Origin of the sequence: Natronomonas gomsonensis, from assembly GCF_024300825.1 — an archaeon.
GTDB lineage: Archaea > Halobacteriota > Halobacteria > Halobacteriales > Haloarculaceae > Natronomonas > Natronomonas gomsonensis.
Genome location: NZ_CP101323.1, coordinates 360,448 through 376,573, shown reverse-complemented (window position 1 = coordinate 376,573; position 16,126 = coordinate 360,448). Strand labels below are relative to the sequence as shown.

Here is a 16,126-nt window from a genome sequence, read left to right as displayed (position 1 = left end):
ATGTAATCTGTCCTTTCGGGCCGAGAAATTCTTCTGTCAGTTATGACAGATAGGGCGGAGTACCTCGAATATCTCCATAGGTATTGGGCGCAGCAAAAGGCAGTAGGGATGATTGCTGAGGCTCGTTTTCTAAACCGTTTCGAAGCAACTGATATTGAGTCGGTGTCAGAGGTGATGCTGTTTCAGCCCAAGCCCGAGAACGACGAGTTTCAGCCTTGGGAAAACATCTACACTTTCATTTTGGACGCAGCAGAAGAAGAAACTCTGTCTCAGGGACAGATAGAGACAGCACGATTAATGGAAAGCGCTGGCACAACGGTTATTTTCCCTTCTGTAGAGGAAAGCGATCAATCAGGGCTAAACAGTTTCAGAGGTGGGTCTGGAGATACACCGCTTGAGCACCAGCTGGAGTGGGAATGGCGTTCTTACGACTTTGGCAGTTCTGAACTTGAAGAGGTGGATATCGAGGACGAAACCGGGGCCTGGAGAACAAGGGGAAGAAGCCCTGAAGATGACGGCGAATACCTTGATGAGTTCACCGATGCGGTTTCTGATTTCTCCGATGAGGTTCTGAAAGAGATGTTCTATAAGGAGCACTTTTTCTCACACCATCTGAAGGACACATATAGCTTCACAGGCACCTATTTCGACGTTGATGGCCTCTTGGTCAACGATTCTGAAATCACACCCTACGAGATCAAGGAGAAGACAGCATATCAGGACTCAACAGAACTGTTTGGACTGGACGTAAGCCGGTTGATCGTGATGTTGCGAGTGGCACTTACCAAGGGTCTAGATCCGATCTACATCGTCCGGGAAGTAGAGGAGGCAGAGGAGCTTCACGTATTTGACCGAGAGTTCGTGGACTGGCAGTCAATACGGCTGTCAGACGTGGTCCGCTCTTCAGCTTGGCAGATCCAAGGTGGCGGTCCAGGCATGACTGGTGGAAGAACTCAAACTCTAATGATCCCAAAGTCAGAGTTCGATACGGTTGACTTCGATGAGATTGATATATCTAGTTATTCGGACTTCGTAGGCAACTTCCAAGGCCAGATATAGGTTTTCTGTATACCTCAGTCCTCAGAAATCGCTTTATGGAGAACTTTGAGATCCTGTCGTGAGAGATCGAATGGATACTTCGAGTGAAGATCAGTACCCAGTTCTCTCATCATCACATTGTTCATTTCACGTTGGGATAGCTCTTCTCCGGATTCTCCGGTTACTGTCTTGTATATTTGCTCGATTTCTTCTCGTCGAAAGTCAGCCGGCCCATGCGCTTCTCTTTCCGGGTCGTAGGTATCGATGCCGACCATGTCCGCAACTTCTTCTGCAAGCTCGGCTTTGATCATGTATTTCTGACGCGGTTCTTGGCCCGGCATTGACATAGTAGCTAACGACCCTGTGCAATTATTGGTTTCTCTGTTGTCGGCACCTTCCCCGCCTCTACTTTCACTGTGGTTGGCTGACCTATTTGTGGGTTCCAGTCATCAGGCCTTGTTAGAGGGCGTTATCGGAGGCCCTCAATGTCACACGCTCCAACCCTCGAACCCCTGTTCACCCTCACATTTCAGGAGGTCACCAAGTATGGCTGCTCAGGAATCACCCCGTCTCGGTGTCTGCCCATCATGCGGTGAAGAGATACTTCCACGACATGTCCTAATCAGGTACGAAACCACATCAGGAGAAGAAGAGGCCTGGACAGAGTGTCCGGGCTGCGGCGAGGTGGTACACCCAACATGAGCCCATACCTGCTCAACGAGGTCAAACGTTTCCTGAAATCTGACGATTACGAGATCTACGAGTGCCGGCGCTGCGGATGCACTTTGGAAGAAAAAGCAGAGGAATGCCCAGACTGCGGCTGCGAAGATATCGCCAGCTACAGACTCAAGTAACTGTTTCAGATCTGCCAGCGGATCCCGGTCATCATAGCGATAATCAACAGCATCAACACAGTCTGAACCAGGCCCCACTTCATCGTGGTCCCGAACAGGTCTTCGATCCGTTCACCGTCAGGCTCTGGCATCGATAGCTCTACACTCATCTTAGCGGTGGTGAAGTGGATAGGTCCAAAACCGATCAACAGCATCAACGCACTGACTCCCAATGCGCCGTGAATCCAGATACTTGGCGAATTGAAATATCCCATCATCTCCGCCAATCCAATCCCGGAGCCGACCACACCGACACTCAACGGCTCCGCCACCAACGCCATCTTCGGCACCAAATATTGGTTCACGGTACCGGAGACCTCGTCCGCTACCTCGTCCAAGCTCGGACCCAGAACGAATTTGAAGAAGAAATCAAGGCCGAACCAGAACGCGCCCAACGCGACATGCACGTAAAACATTATCCTGGCATCGCCCGACAAGTACGCCGCGATCGGAGCACCGAGGAACAGTAAGGTACCTATCCCAGCGAAACGCGACCCTGCAGACTCAATCATCAAACTCAACTCTTCCCGATGACTGGAAGGTCTGTCAACCGTAGCCATACGTTATGAACCAGTCCAAGGCCTGACGTATACTATTTATGATTTTGCCTAAATATGCTACAGGCATATCTACCAGAGTACATTTATCAATTGTATATCATAATTTGTTGTACATGGTGAGTTCTCTATTACAGATGTAGAGTTTGAAGACGGTGCTTTTGATGTGGCTGTAGGTAGCGAAAAATCTGAATGCAGTCTCCCTGAGGAAGTCGTAGAGAAATGGATTCATCGAGGTAAAGGATTGCAGCTGTACGACACTGAAGATAAACGCTTCCTGTTCATCCATCAGAAGACGGTGGTGGTGACCGACTACAGCCCGAAGAGGGATACCTGGATTGTCGAGCAGGTGTACAGAAGCAGTGGGTTTCGGAGGAGGCAAGGTCTTGACAGGTACACTGTGGTTGAACCAGAGGATTTCAAAGAGTCGTGCAGAGAGAATCACTGAGGCCTCCGGACCTCGTGTTTTAAAAATAGTATCTGACAAACACGATATATGGCTTGGACCGACTATCTAGATAATCCTATCACCTACCGACTCCTGTTTGAGGCCGTTGTCACGTTCGCTGCTTTCGGAGGTTTCCTCGGTATATTCTGGATTCTTGGGGAGATGCCATGGCTACAGTTCAGTTTGGATGTATTCCTGAAAGAGTACGGACTGGTGTTCTTCCTCGGTGTCGTGATCTACCGTGCCGTACAGAACCTGCTACAAGTAGCGATGAAGGGGATGTAGAGAAAGCCTGTCTAACCCAGTGTCAGGGCTCGTAAGGATCCCATTCTAAGCTGCCATCGTCTTTCTGCGAATAATGTATCGAACCGATTCGCCATCCTACCCGGTTCCACAGCTGACACAATGGTTTACGCAAGGCCGACTCGACATCAGAGTCAAAATCCTCTATCTCTGCACGTTTCAACTGAAACACGTCGTCGTTGATCGGACGGGTAGTGTCCGGTCCATAGATGTCCTCAGGCTTTTCAATAGTGTAATCCCCTGCATCAACCAACGTGATATAAACATAGAACGGAGGGAAGAACCCTGAATCCTGGTACATCTCACAGACGCGGTCAACCAATTCCACGATCTCTTTATCGATGTACCACGCTATCCCTTCTCGGCCTTTACGTTCGATAACCAGTTTCGTTGTCACTGCCTCTACCCATCCATCTCCATCCAGACAGACGTATTCTGAAAACAGGCCTTCCGACAGATCAGTATAGGGGGCTGTAACTACAAAATCTCCGAATCCCTCTGCACCAGCTGACCTTGAACGGAACTCTGGAGGTTCAGGTAGCTCGGGAGCGATCATTTCTCGCGGATCCGAAACCGCCTCAAGTGGGATGATGTGGACAGCGACTATAGGCTGGTCCTCAACTAGCTCTCCGTGGCGTGGCCTGCGTTCCTGAAGCCTGCTGATTTGATCCTGGTGCAGTTCTTCAATGTCCTTTTCTGGGTCGTCAAGGGCGTTACTCGGGTCGACGTTTAGATGTTCCTGGGCGAGGTCGTGATTCTCGATATCCATCAGGTCCTTCCTCAACCGGGCGAAATCTTTGATATGGACGCGCCACCCGTACTCGCTGGCCAAGTCATCTTCCAACCGGTCACGAGTAACACCCGCCATCTGAGTAGTGGTGGCAAAAATAAAGAAGTCGAAGTCTTCGGCAAGGCCAGCTGCTGTCTCTGCGTCTGAACGGATCTTGTCTTCGATCCTGTTAGATTGAATACTGCAGTGCAAAACGCCTTGGTTCCCAGATCGTTCAAGAAGAGCATCTCGACCACTGTCCTGTCCCCGAACACCGGTCGGATCTACGTCATAGTCTTCTCGGCCTAACAGGTCAACAGCTAATTCTTCGAGTCTAGCGCCGTCTCCAATCCCGCGGAGATTCGCCTCAAGTTTGGTATTTGGCATTTATTATCCCTACTTCGGGTAGGTGGTCTTACAAAAGTAGCGACAACACTTCTCGGCCTCTTCCTAGAACTGGCGGGTTGCGAACCATTTTGAGGCGTGGAGAGCAAAATCAGGAGTAGTATGGACGAGCTGGAGTTTGCCTTAGAAAATATCCGAGGCCACGCTTTCGAGGACTTTGCCATGGCCTTTCTCCGAGAACAGGATTACGACAACGTCCACCAGAGCGGGGAATCCGGGCCAGACGGGGGATGGGACGCACAAATAAGACTTGGCGATCGAAACGGTATCGCCCACGCCAGCGTCCAAGAAACGTGGAGACGTAAGCTCCGCAGCGATGCAGAGAAAGTAGCTGATCTTGAGGAGGACCGGGGAGAGGACTACGACCTCCTTGTCTTTGTCACCAACCAGGATGTCGGCGGTGTTCAGGAAATGGATATGGAGGACGAGATCCGGGAGGAGTACGGCTGGACTCTGAATATCCACCACAGGAAAGATATCCTCGGTGAGCTCCGGCAGAACAGTCAGGGATTGGCTGAGGACTTTTTCGACGTCGACCTGCAGAAAGACCACGACCACATCGAGGAGATCGAGGATCTCTGTGAGAATCGGCTTGACCAGATCCGGGCACGAGAAGGCTACGCCAGCGAACTAATCGAAGGCCCTGCAGTCGTCCTCCATATCATCCCGAACGGAATACTGTCGAAGAGCAAGACCAGTCCCGGAAGCATCCCCGACCCCTCCGTTCTATTTGAGGATCTTACGACGTACGGCGAGACCAAGGGTAAGTACACGATTGCTTACGGAAATAACGGCACAGTCGATGAAAAGGGCTCCTACGCCGTACTAAGGAACGACGGATTATACGAATCTGCATCTGCCTCTGCTTTCATACAGAAGCGTGAGGAGACGTGGATTCAGGGTCATATCCAGTCATCCATCGGTATAGGTCTCGACGCTCATATCGTGTTAGCAGCAAGGAGTACGATGGAGAAACTTTCTGAGATGGGTTTCTCTGGTACGGCCTTTGCATGGGTTTCCTTCCTTGACGCCGAGGGTGTCCAGCTTAACGTGCCGAATAGCCGTCAACGGGCATTCGGCTATACTCCGGCGACATTTGAGACAGATCGGTATACGACGGAGTACGCTACACTTCAGATAGGAAGTGAGGAGGTCATCGCAGATCTTGAACCGATACTAGATGAAGTGTGGCGTGAGTTCGGTGAGGACGGTACGCCGAATATTGAGGACGGTGAGTGGGCACTTGGCTCATATTCTATGAACCGTGAGACCGTCTTGGAAGAAGGAGACCGGTAATGAGGGAGAAGCTAGACAGATTCAATAACTAATAAGTTGGATGCGTTAGCCAACTGTTTAATGCGGATGCAAAATTTAGGTAGACACATAAACTGTAGCATCTGGTGTCAAGAGGTGACAACGGATACATGACTGAGAAGTGGGATAGACGCAGAGTCCTTGGAGCTACTGCAGCAACCGCTTCGGTTGCGTTAGCTGGTTGCAGCGGCAGTAGCAACGAGGACACTCCAGAAAACAACAACGACAACGACGGCGACGACACCGATCAAGAAGACAGCACAGACACTGAAGAGAACGACGACGACAGCTCGACTGATTCCATGCCTTCGACAATCCTCAACGGCGACGTAGAACAGCAAGGCGAACTACAGCTTTCCAGCCCCGACTTCGAGGACGGCGAGCAGATGCCGGACTGGACTGGGAAAGCAAACGAAGACGAGAACCCGGAACTCGAGATCTCCGGAGTCCCAGACGGTGCAGAGTCCCTTGTACTGGTTGTGGATGATCCGGATGCACAGCCGGTCGCCGGCCACACCTGGGACCATTGGTACGCATGGGACATCGACCCCGAAATCGGAACCATCCCCCGTAACTGGAGTGGAGACGCGACTGAAGGCCACAACGACTTCCTCGAATACGGATATGGCGGGCCGTCCCCGCCAGAAGGAAGTCATGGCTACCGTTTCAAGCTGGTCGCTATTGACTCTGAATTGGGTGTCCCGGCAGAGACTCGGAAGACCCGTGTCGGTTCCGCTATTGCGATGAATGCCGAGGTCTTGGCGTCGACGCAGATCGTTGGGACGTACCACGCTGATCAGGGCACCACTTTCTGACTGCTAGGGTTCTCCTCGCTTTGATCGCTGACGTTGCTGGTCCTCCATCCTTTGCTGCCTCGGCTTCCGGTGAAAGCCTATTGTGGTTTTAAAAGTAGCTGTGAGAAATTCGATGGTAGAGAGGTGTGGAGCAGGGTAGATGGGCAAACTTTTGAAACTGGTCTTGTTGCTGGCGTTGCTTCCGGGGTATCTCTTCTTGATGACTTCAGGCCCTCAGTTCGGAGATTCCTGTTCAACAGACAATTCCCGTAACAATGTGGGCGGTGAAGGAATCTCTGAGTCAATTGAGATCTGTACCAACGTTAGTTCTGAGGTTGAGAAGAAGTTTTTCGGCATGATCTGGCTGCCGGTGTACAAGTGGGGCGTGAATGTGGCCCAGTTGCACTATGCTTTCCTGTTTACGTGGGGTGCGGGTGTCTTGTATGTCCTGTTCCGTTGACCTCAATGTTTTATAAATGGTAAAGCCGGTTTCATTTACAGAGCAAACGCAGTCCCTCCCCAGTTACAGGTGAAATCACTAATCGAACTACCTAAACAATACCTGGCAGTCTTCCTCGTTCTCTCAATAGCAGCAGTACCACAGATAGCAACAGGAGAACCACAGACACCGACTTCTGAGAAGCCATCTGTTGGACAGGCTGATACACTTAGCTGGCACGGAAATCTTACCGGTGAAATCTATAACGAGGAAGGTGACCTCATCCACAGATTCCACAAGGAAAACCTAGTGACAGAAGAGGGCCGTGACTATCTTGCCGACCGTTCACTTGGCCAAGCCTCAGACCAGACCATCAGCCACATCGGCCTCAGTAACGCCTCAAGCTTCTCAGCGTCCGCCACCCGGGGATACCTCAAAGGCGAAATCGAAGCCAGCTCTACTAATCTGACTCGTGGAGACGCCAGTTACGATAGACAGAGAACCGGTACAGGATGCCTCGAGATCGAAGCAACATGGATCGCAGACAGTTACGTGGACGGCATCAAAGGAACCGGCCTGTTCGTAGCTGACGAAACCGGAGACACACAGGTCGACGATAACGTAGTCGAAGTCGCAGAAGCCTCGCTCTCTCCGAGCAAAGTATTACAAGATTCGTATAGATATCGTCAGTCGTGGAGCGTCTGCTACAACTAAATTCCTCACACATCTTTCTCCAGAAGACATAATCAACTGCTGGTTTCCCTACTTCCTATTCTAGACGTTGTTCTTGTGTGTCATTAAGTCGGATATCAGGGATTAGAAGGTGGGTATACTGCCACCTTGAATTTAATAGGGGAGGCTACATCTTCTGCAGTAATGAGTCAACAAACCGCATCTAAATCTAGTCTTCCGATATCAGAGGACGATTGGAAGGAACTGATAGTCCCATTCGGGAAAATCAAAGACAAGTGGGACTCTATCTACGATTCAGAGCTGGAGGACGATTTTGAGAGAACTCCTGGCGTGAAGAAACTGACTCTACTCTGCTATTACGAATATCTGGATATAGATGAAAAGATCAGCAAGAAGGAAGATGCTTTAGAGAAGATTCTGGATGAGAATGAAAAACTGAAATATGACTTGTATGCTGTCGTCTACTTTAGCAAATACTGTATCACCAGTCCAAGCACGATAAAATCGTGTTTTGACCGGTGTGAAAGCCTAGTTGACGGCACTGATTATGAAGATCTGTACGACGATATTTCTGAAAGCCCTGACCAAGTTGCGAGAGCAGCTCTCCTCCACTTCATAGACCCCGAGCTATTGAAAGATATCATTGTCTTAGACCATTGCCACGGTCAGACTCCAAGTACGCAGGCCACTATCGGGAACACTGACAAGGCAGAAAAAATAGTGGATCAGGCAGACGAAATTACAGACCATATGGAAAAATTCGAAGATAGGGATATTGACATCTGGCACGACTTTGAGCACAAGGGAGAGCACTATGTGGCGATATCAAGGGAGATCGGTGATGATGTCGAGCAACAAGTAGATGAGAATCAGGAAGAAGCACCTGCGAAATTTGTCACTCTTCGGACTAGAGATGGCAGTCTGGAAGTTATGGCTGAATCCGGGAAAGTCGCTTCAAGAGCGCGGAGCGGACTGGGTAAGTCAGATGAAGATTTTGACATAGATATTGACCCTCCATCTACGGACAGTGGTAATGTAGATGATGCGGTTTCAAAGCTCGACAGTACTCAGGGAGATTCTCCTTCTGAGATGACTCTGAGAGGGCTGAAGAACAAGAGCTCGCCATTGCATGGAAGTCCGTCTGTTGAGATCCGGGGTGAGTCAGATATTTCGATGGCTATTGAACAGCTTCGTGAAGAAGGATACGACCTCACAGACTCGATAGGGAACATCGAGAGATTTGATGTCCGGTATGATGGTAAGACCTACAACTTGTATCCTGAGCCAGCTGGGAGCGGATCCGACAATGACGGTTGGATCGTCAAGTATGGTGCCCAAGGATTGAGCGACTCTGAAAGACGTGATTTTGAAGAGCAAGCGGAAGAACTCCTGGAGATCCCCGTTATCTATGAGAAGAGATGACGAATTTAGATAGCCTGCTGCTCTCTGGGAAGGAACTGAATCGTATAGAGCTACGGGAGATAAGAGATCTAATAGACGACGAATTGACCGATGGAGAAGTATCTTTAGAAGAGTCTGTCAGGTACCAGTGCGTTGATCCAGACGACGCGGATTATCAATTTGTCCACAATAAGGACTGTAACGCCAGCTTCGAGGTGGAAGAAGGAACCGGAGATACGAACTGCCCAGACTGCGATAGACACATCGATCTGTCACAGAAAACCGGAGAACCGGTACACCGAATAAGATTTGATGAAGGCAATATCCGGGACTACGTCCGTAAGTCGGTGAAGATATTGAATGAAGTTCCGAGAGGGAGGACAAAGTCTCGTCACTACATAAACACAGATCTTGACCTTGTTCTGAAGATGGAATACGAGGATGAGCATGTTCTGATGCCTCTGATTTTCGAGGATGTCTCTGTGAATGTCATTGACTGCATGTTTGTCTATAATGAGCCTGTGGTTATCTTCCTTACAGGCAACTCAATCCGTCACAAGAAGCGATTAGAGAAATATAACATTCCGTATATCACCTTCGGGGAGTTGGTGGGTTCAGAGAGCAAATCAGACGTGGTCAAGCCAGTCCTTGAAAACGCTCTTGAGAAGTTCCCTCAGAGGTCTATTGAGCAGAAAGCGGATGTCGGGGTTGATCTCTATGAACGTAAGAAAGAGGACCTGACTGATGATGACTATGAACGGATCGTACAGGCAGTGTTGAAGGACATACTGTTTACCTCTGTCTTGTACGAAGAGGATGTGAGCGGTGTAGAAGTTCCGGACGGTGCCTTGACCTTGAGCTGGAAGGATGGTGAGAATATCTATGTGTGGGATGCAAAATTCGTTGAGAACTGGGAGAAAGGCCAGACAAAGCTATCCGGGGAGCACCACAAAATAAAGAATCACTTGGATACTTTCCAGAGTGAATCTGATGCCGATGAATATGGCGGGTTAGCTGGGTTCGTAATCTTCTCACCACAGGTGAAGCTCTCGAATCTACCGACGCTGAAACAGAGATTAGAGGAGAGAGGGTTCAGATTCGACTCAGAGTTTGGGACGGTATGCCATTTCCCGATGAGATCTCTACTGTACTTACACGAGCTGATGGATCAGAACCATCAGGACGTGAAGAACAAGCAGAACTCGTTCCGAAAACATCTTCACCGAATGATCTCTCACTCCTCAAATCATGCCCACGAGCCCGAGGAACTCGAGGATCTGGATAGAGTAACTGACGTGAGCACAGAGGATATCGACAGGCTATTCGATTACTATCTGTCTCACGAAAAGAAGGAGTTTGAAGAGCCGAATAAAACGCGGTATCTCCGGAACTTGGAATCAGTCACCTTTGACTGATGCTGAAGGCTTTTTAATTACTTTTTGACAATTATGTGGTATGAGGCTAATCGGTGAGAGACTTTTTTCTGCAGCTGCAGCACTACTCTTCCTCGGCTTTCTCGTGCCTTCAGCTGCTTCTCAAAGCCTGGAGGTTGAAGGCCTTGAAATGGGAGACGTGGATACGTCTTTCAGAGATCAGGGTATCAGGTTTACAACTGAGTACATGGACCAGTCCTTGTCTTATGGCACGGTGCTGGTTCCTGATGAGCTACGGTCTTCTCTCACCGAGGTCAGGACACCTGGACAGCCTCGAAGCAGACAGGACGGTATCCTTGTTTTCCAGCCGCCGGGGCAGTCAGGTGAAAGTTTGAACTTGGCCTACCAGTACAGCGGCGATGTACCTGTCGAGGAGTTACAGGGCTGGATGTATGGCAGCGAGAAAGGGAACAGCGGGCAGCTGCGTGGGGAGCGTGTTGACTTGAACCCTGAGAACGGTTCGAGCAGTGTTCTCTCCACTTCTCTGGAAGACAACGGTGTTACCTGGGATATCGATATCAGAAGCCACTATGAGCATCTGATCATCGAATACAGGTTGGTAGAGAACGTTACCCAGAGTGTTAACGGGACTACGAATACTACTCAACAAGTTATCTGGGAGACAGAGGATGTGTACAGTGGGGAGGAGACTGATGTACTGCCGTTCAAGTACTGTGGTACACAGGTCAATGAAGAAGTTCAGAGTCTTTCTTGCAGCCCGGATAACCAGTACGAAGACAGTCACGAAGTAACAGTCTTAACTGCTTACCCGGATAACTACAGCTTCGACCAGTTCACATCCGGAGATCTGGACGCTATACCGGTTTCTGAGGCCTCCAAATGGTACAGTGAGGCTGAGCAGCAGGTCCTCGAGAGCAACCTGAGTGAAGATCTTCTGATCCCCAAAGATGAGATCTCCGGGTACAGATTCAAGGCCTACAACGTCACCCTGCCATCAGACTCAACCCCTGAACTGACCTCAGAAATAGTGACAGAGAGAGAAGGCAGCGTTGCTGGTTTGAAGATGTACGTCATCGGCTCCATCGGAGGCACCACAACATACGAAAGCAGCGGCGGAGGTTCAACTACAGAAGTAATATACAGTGAAGGATTCGAGGACGGCAGCCTAGATGGCTGGACGGTTAATGAGCTAAGTGTAGTAAGCGATAGATCCTTTCAAAGTACCTACTCTGTTTATTCAAATAATGGTCTTGGCAGTAGTACTCAGGCCTATGATATTATCTCGAATGGGGGAAAGCAATTAGATACATTTTCTTACTATTACCAAGAAACATCCAGTAGTGCCGGTGGAGGAGTTAGACTTGTTAACTCCGATGGTGATTTTGAGATAGGTGTTGCAACCGCTAACCCTCAGTTACAGATAGATGATAACAACGGCATTGAACAAGTGGCATATGGATCTTATGACACTTGGTACAGAGTTGAATACGATTTCGATTGGACAAATAACGACGTAGACATAACTTGGGAGAATATGGGATCAGGGAGCGTAGAGACATTCAATAATCGGCCTTTAAAACAGGGGGTTGATATCGAACAGGTTAACGTAGAGAATTACAACTTCTATGAATGGCGTACAGGAGGGTATGAAATGTGGCATGATGGTTTTGAAGCCGTAGCTGAAGTAGAAAATAACCCTCCTACTTTCGGGGAAATTAATTCCGATCCTGTAAACTGGACTGTGGGAGAGTCGTTTGATTGGAATGCTTCGGTCTCTGACCCGGATGGGAATTTGGCGAGTGTTAGAGCTCGGATGCTGCGGGAAGGAAATGTGGTGAAGGGCTGGACGCAGGCAAACAGTCTCTCAGGAGATTACTACGGCCTCAACAATTTCTACACTCCGGAGCAGGAGGCCAACTACACACTGGAGATCAAAGCAGAGGATTCTCAAGGTGCATACAACATTTCGTCGACGACTCAGGAGGTTGTGATACTGAATCAGCCGCCTCAAGTAGATAAGCCAGTGGTGAGGCCTTCTTCTCCAGTTCCGGCAGGGGCCGAGGTCAATGTCTCTGTGAACGCTTCCGACCCGGATAGCAACTTGGGGTCGGTGAACACCTCCTTGTTGAGTCCTGATGGCAGTGTCGAGGTGGATAATGCTTCGATGACGAATAGCACAGCAGAAGCCTCTGAGTACTACTACAGCTTCAAAATCCCCGGGGAGGCTTCTTCTCTCGGCACTTGGAATGCCACGGTCTACGCCGAGGACACAGCAGAGGCCTCTGATACGAACTCTACAAAGTTCAACGTCACTGACCAAGATCCACCGAACTGGTTCAATTTGAAGACGAACGCCTCCGGCGGTGAGATCTTCCACACAGAATCCTTGAACATCAGTGCAGAATGGAGAGACAACGAATCAGGACTCAATAAAGCAGTATTAGCGACTAACGAAACTGGGGAATGGAAGAACTGGACTGGCGGCACTAAGTCTTGGAATAGCGGTGAAAAGGAGATCTCCACCTATATTTGGAAGAATGAGTCTTTCAACGGTACTTTAGCTTACAGGATCTGGGCGAAAGATACAGCTGGGAACTGGAATGTCACGGACACTCAGACGGTAAAAGTTATGGGTATGTTGACTGAGAGTCTGTCCGACTCAGTCGCTCTTTCTGACGAAACCAGTAGCTACGGAGATTTCTTCGGGAACAGCAGTGCAGCAGTATCCCTATCTGAAGCACTTTCGTCCACAGCAACCGTCACAGACTACCTGGAAACCCAGTTTGACATAACCAGTACTGTCTCAGATACTGTCTCTGTGATCGAGGAACTATCCACGCCCTTCACGATCTCCCTTACCTTGGACTCGCAAGGGTACACCGAAGACAAGCAAAACGACACCGTCGCCGTCACCTCCTCCACACAGAGCCAAGCCAAGGTATCAGACACTGCTTCCACTGCCTTCGACATCACCACAGATATGGAGGTCCTCGGTGTCTCAGCCAGCGAGTTCCTCAACTCTACAGTCGGTGTTGGCACAGAGGCCCGTTCACAGACCTTTGTAGATCACGCCGTAGACTCCGCAGTCAACGTCGTCGACGACACCATAGCCACGGTCACAGAACACACCCGCCTATCCACCAACTACACACTGGCTGAGACCGTGCAGACACAGGCAAACACCTCAAACCAGCAGTCTGCCACAATACAGGTTACAGAAACCGTTTCCAGTTACGCAGAGAAATTCGCAGAAATACTCACCCCGATCAACATAGAAGCAAACACTGGTTCACAGGCCAACGCCTCCACACAGATATCCACCGACATCGGAGTATCCACCGGCCTCAACACAGCAGCCTTTATCACCGAAACAATTTCTACCACAGTCGACGTCGAAGAGATCTGCTGGGCCGGAAGCCCCTGCTACCAAGACATCACCGGCAACCAAACACAAAACCAGACCCAGCCAAGCACCGGGACCGGAATCATCGACGGAGACGGACCACTCACCATCATCAAACCCGTCCCCATCGAACGCAGCCTCCCGGAATGGTTGCAGATCTACTACCAGCAGAATAGGAATGCTATCCACGGGTTCGCCCTGTTCCTAATCGCCGCAACAGGATTCCTCACGATACGAAAGCTCCTCCGATTCCTCTAAGAGCAGTTCCCGCTAAACCAACCAATTACAGCGCCAATCAGGAAGCCAGAGGTATGTCCTCCGTTGATCCACCGAGGTTCAAAGAACGGCCCGGTGAATGGATCGATAAGCACTGAAAGCAGGGCGACGACACCGATGAAAACAGCGAACTTCTCCACCAAACTCAATTCATCATGTTTGCGAGGAAGATGCGTAAGAGAATACCCGGCCAGAGCGTAGATAATCCCGCTCGTCCCGTAGAAAGCCACCTGCTGGTCAGAAAACCATCCAAGGACTGCTGCACCAGCCAATATCGTTGCGTACCCTGTTAGTACGAGAAAGACTGTGTAGCGTTTCCAATTCCAGTGCGTCTCGATAGGAACACCTACGACCAGGAGGCCGACAAGGCTCGCAGCAAAGTGCAAGATACCTTTGTGGAGGACCGGGGAAAGAGGCCATGCGATCCACGGGTAGACACCGAAGACACCGGTAGCGAAGACCTGGATACTCCCAAGACCTCGGAAACCAGTAACCAAGATCTCAATTAGAAAGACTGCCGCCACCAAGCTCATCAACAGGTAGGTAATCGTCGAATCCGCCTCCCTGTACTGCTCATATCCATCCCTCAATGTGGAAAGACCGAGACCCCCACTTCCTTCGTCAGGAGAAAGGCCCAGCGTCGAACTGATACGTTGAATCATAGAAGGCCGGTCGTCTTCCTCCCGCAGCATCACCCGGTCGATATCTTCCTCCAAGAACAGCATAGAATCTCCACCAACGCATTCGTAGTCTTCTTCCTCCAAGCTGTATCTGTAGGGGTGGTCAACCCTCACTTCCTTCGGCTTACCAGCACGACTCCATTCGACAACATCCCCCGTATACAGCTCGTCATCGCTTGTCTTGATGCGGATTGACCGTGCGCCCTTCATGAAGTTCTCCCAAGGCTGACGAGGATTGTACTTGATATGCGCCGTTGACTGGATCCCGCGTCGAAGCCGCCCCGGAAGATCTGCCAAAATCCCCACAGCGTACACGATGCCCACGACGACCGAGAAAAACAGGATCAACAAGATCAGGTCAGCCCGGAAAGAAGGTGTGAAGAAGAGGGTGCGAAGTACATCAAATGACTCAATCGGGCCTTCAAGAACCTGATAGGCTTCGAGAAACAGAGAGTCAATGATGACGCTGGATACCAGGCTCCAAATCAGTAGAACCGGCTGAGAGATCTCGTCTTCAATAGCTGCCAGACTCACGGCAGTCATCACGGCCACGAACCCCGGAGCAATCAGAACGACGTAGAAGATGATGTCGCTGGGAAGCAAAGCCATGAATACCGTAGCCTACTCAGAGCTGTCAGAACCGGAATCGCTGTCAGAACTATTTGACCCGTCAGAACTGCTCGATTGACGGACACTGCGTGGAATGCTTTCTCCGTCTGCACTGGGTGCTGAGTCGCCAGAAGACTCCTTACTTCCGCTCTTCTTTACCTCCTGAGAACTACTGCTGTCCTTCTGTGCAGCGTTTGCTCGCGGATTTTTCTCGCCAGAAAGCTCTGCAGAGTCCTTCCCGCTGGAATCACTGCTAGAACTATTCTCTGAGCCCGAATCGTCTCCCATGCAACATAGTTACCAATTAAGTCGGTAAAATAGTTCGCAATAGACTGTTCTACAGTTCCAGTTCCGAGGCCTCAGCTACATCGAACCGGAGGATCTCAGGTTCACCAGCCAAGAGATCTCCCAATTCTTCCTCGAACTCCTGGAAGTGATCTGTCTGAGTGTGTGATTCGAAGGCCTCACCGTCCTCGTACTGCTCGAAGAAGCGAATCACGGTTTCGTCCTGGATATCCTGTGTTGCCCGATAGTCGATCATGCCCGGTTCTTGGTTCGACTCGTCGACGAGGTTGTCCGCCAACTCCAACGCCTCGTCCAGTTTCTCCCCTTGGATCGGGAAAGAAGCGTGCAGCACTATCATGTTTGTATCTGCTTCAGACAGTCAAACCCGGTGTCAGAAAAACTCTGCCAAAACCCACTCCAACTCT

At 50.1% G+C, this 16,126-nt stretch carries 17 protein-coding genes; 11 read left to right on the top strand and 6 right to left on the bottom strand.

The window, feature by feature from the left end:
- The first annotated feature begins 42 nt into the window (after positions 1 to 42).
- The gene (locus tag NMP98_RS02025; RefSeq protein ID WP_254859897.1) at positions 43 to 1,059 is read left to right on the top strand and encodes a hypothetical protein; all 1,017 of its coding nucleotides are present in this window, start codon (positions 43 to 45) and stop codon (positions 1,057 to 1,059) included.
- A 14-nt stretch (positions 1,060 to 1,073) separates the two neighbouring features.
- Here NMP98_RS02025 and NMP98_RS02020 read toward each other — a convergent pair whose 3' ends face one another.
- Positions 1,074 to 1,385, bottom strand: coding sequence for a hypothetical protein (locus NMP98_RS02020; RefSeq protein ID WP_254859896.1), 312 nt, complete (start codon positions 1,383 to 1,385; stop codon positions 1,074 to 1,076).
- Between the two features lie 199 nt (positions 1,386 to 1,584).
- Here NMP98_RS02020 and NMP98_RS02015 point away from each other — a divergent pair, with 199 nt between their 5' ends.
- Positions 1,585 to 1,740 carry a DUF7837 family putative zinc-binding protein gene (locus NMP98_RS02015; RefSeq protein ID WP_254859895.1) on the top strand — a complete coding sequence of 52 codons (156 nt, stop codon included), beginning with the start codon at positions 1,585 to 1,587 and terminating at the stop codon, positions 1,738 to 1,740.
- Positions 1,737 to 1,892: a hypothetical protein gene (locus NMP98_RS02010; protein WP_254859894.1), complete on the top strand. Its 156-nt coding sequence runs from the start codon at positions 1,737 to 1,739 to the stop codon at positions 1,890 to 1,892. The genes NMP98_RS02015 and NMP98_RS02010 overlap by 4 nt, the downstream gene beginning before the upstream one ends.
- A 5-nt stretch (positions 1,893 to 1,897) precedes the next feature.
- On the opposite strand, the gene NMP98_RS02005 is transcribed toward NMP98_RS02010, so the two are convergent.
- Positions 1,898 to 2,443, bottom strand: a complete 546-nt coding sequence (locus NMP98_RS02005) for a hypothetical protein (protein ID WP_254859893.1) — start codon at positions 2,441 to 2,443, stop codon at positions 1,898 to 1,900.
- 145 nt (positions 2,444 to 2,588) lie between these two features.
- Positions 2,589 to 2,933, bottom strand: a complete 345-nt coding sequence (locus NMP98_RS02000) for a hypothetical protein (RefSeq protein WP_254859892.1) — start codon at positions 2,931 to 2,933, stop codon at positions 2,589 to 2,591.
- 51 nt (positions 2,934 to 2,984) lie between these two features.
- Between NMP98_RS02000 and NMP98_RS01995 the strand changes: the two genes are divergently transcribed.
- A complete protein-coding gene (locus NMP98_RS01995; protein WP_254859891.1) occupies positions 2,985 to 3,221 on the top strand; it encodes a hypothetical protein in 237 nt (78 codons plus the stop codon).
- A 22-nt stretch (positions 3,222 to 3,243) separates the two neighbouring features.
- Here the strand turns inward: NMP98_RS01995 and NMP98_RS01990 are convergent, their stop codons facing one another.
- Complete coding sequence (locus NMP98_RS01990) at positions 3,244 to 4,395, bottom strand: hypothetical protein (protein WP_254859889.1); 1,152 nt, start codon at positions 4,393 to 4,395, stop codon at positions 3,244 to 3,246.
- 120 nt (positions 4,396 to 4,515) lie between these two features.
- Here NMP98_RS01990 and NMP98_RS01985 point away from each other — a divergent pair, with 120 nt between their 5' ends.
- The 7 genes from NMP98_RS01985 (at position 4,516) to NMP98_RS01955 (ending at position 14,109) form a co-directional block, all read left to right on the top strand.
- Entirely contained in the window at positions 4,516 to 5,709 is a 1,194-nt protein-coding gene (locus NMP98_RS01985; RefSeq protein WP_254859888.1) for a restriction endonuclease, read from the top strand.
- A gap of 128 nt (positions 5,710 to 5,837) precedes the next feature.
- Positions 5,838 to 6,542 carry a YbhB/YbcL family Raf kinase inhibitor-like protein gene (locus NMP98_RS01980; RefSeq protein WP_254859886.1) on the top strand — a complete coding sequence of 235 codons (705 nt, stop codon included), beginning with the start codon at positions 5,838 to 5,840 and terminating at the stop codon, positions 6,540 to 6,542.
- A 139-nt stretch (positions 6,543 to 6,681) separates the two neighbouring features.
- Positions 6,682 to 6,981, top strand: a complete 300-nt coding sequence (locus tag NMP98_RS01975; protein WP_254859885.1) for a hypothetical protein — start codon at positions 6,682 to 6,684, stop codon at positions 6,979 to 6,981.
- A gap of 69 nt (positions 6,982 to 7,050) precedes the next feature.
- Positions 7,051 to 7,674, top strand: coding sequence for a hypothetical protein (locus NMP98_RS01970; protein WP_254859882.1), 624 nt, complete (start codon positions 7,051 to 7,053; stop codon positions 7,672 to 7,674).
- Between the two features lie 162 nt (positions 7,675 to 7,836).
- The gene (locus NMP98_RS01965) at positions 7,837 to 9,075 is read left to right on the top strand and encodes a hypothetical protein (RefSeq protein ID WP_254859880.1); all 1,239 of its coding nucleotides are present in this window, start codon (positions 7,837 to 7,839) and stop codon (positions 9,073 to 9,075) included.
- Positions 9,072 to 10,469 carry a hypothetical protein gene (locus NMP98_RS01960; protein ID WP_254859879.1) on the top strand — a complete coding sequence of 466 codons (1,398 nt, stop codon included), beginning with the start codon at positions 9,072 to 9,074 and terminating at the stop codon, positions 10,467 to 10,469. Before NMP98_RS01965 ends, NMP98_RS01960 begins: the two co-directional genes overlap by 4 nt.
- A gap of 40 nt (positions 10,470 to 10,509) precedes the next feature.
- Positions 10,510 to 14,109 (top strand): phage tail protein, encoded by a 3,600-nt coding sequence (locus tag NMP98_RS01955; RefSeq protein ID WP_254859878.1) that lies wholly within the window; start codon positions 10,510 to 10,512, stop codon positions 14,107 to 14,109.
- Here NMP98_RS01955 and NMP98_RS01950 read toward each other — a convergent pair.
- Both NMP98_RS01950 and NMP98_RS01945 read right to left on the bottom strand, forming a co-directional pair.
- Positions 14,106 to 15,416: a rhomboid family intramembrane serine protease gene (locus tag NMP98_RS01950; RefSeq protein ID WP_254859877.1), complete on the bottom strand. Its 1,311-nt coding sequence runs from the start codon at positions 15,414 to 15,416 to the stop codon at positions 14,106 to 14,108. The genes NMP98_RS01955 and NMP98_RS01950 overlap by 4 nt on opposite strands.
- Positions 15,417 to 15,753: 337 nt before the next feature.
- Entirely contained in the window at positions 15,754 to 16,059 is a 306-nt protein-coding gene (locus NMP98_RS01945; protein ID WP_254859875.1) for a putative quinol monooxygenase, read from the bottom strand.
- Between the last annotated feature and the right edge of the window lie 67 nt (positions 16,060 to 16,126).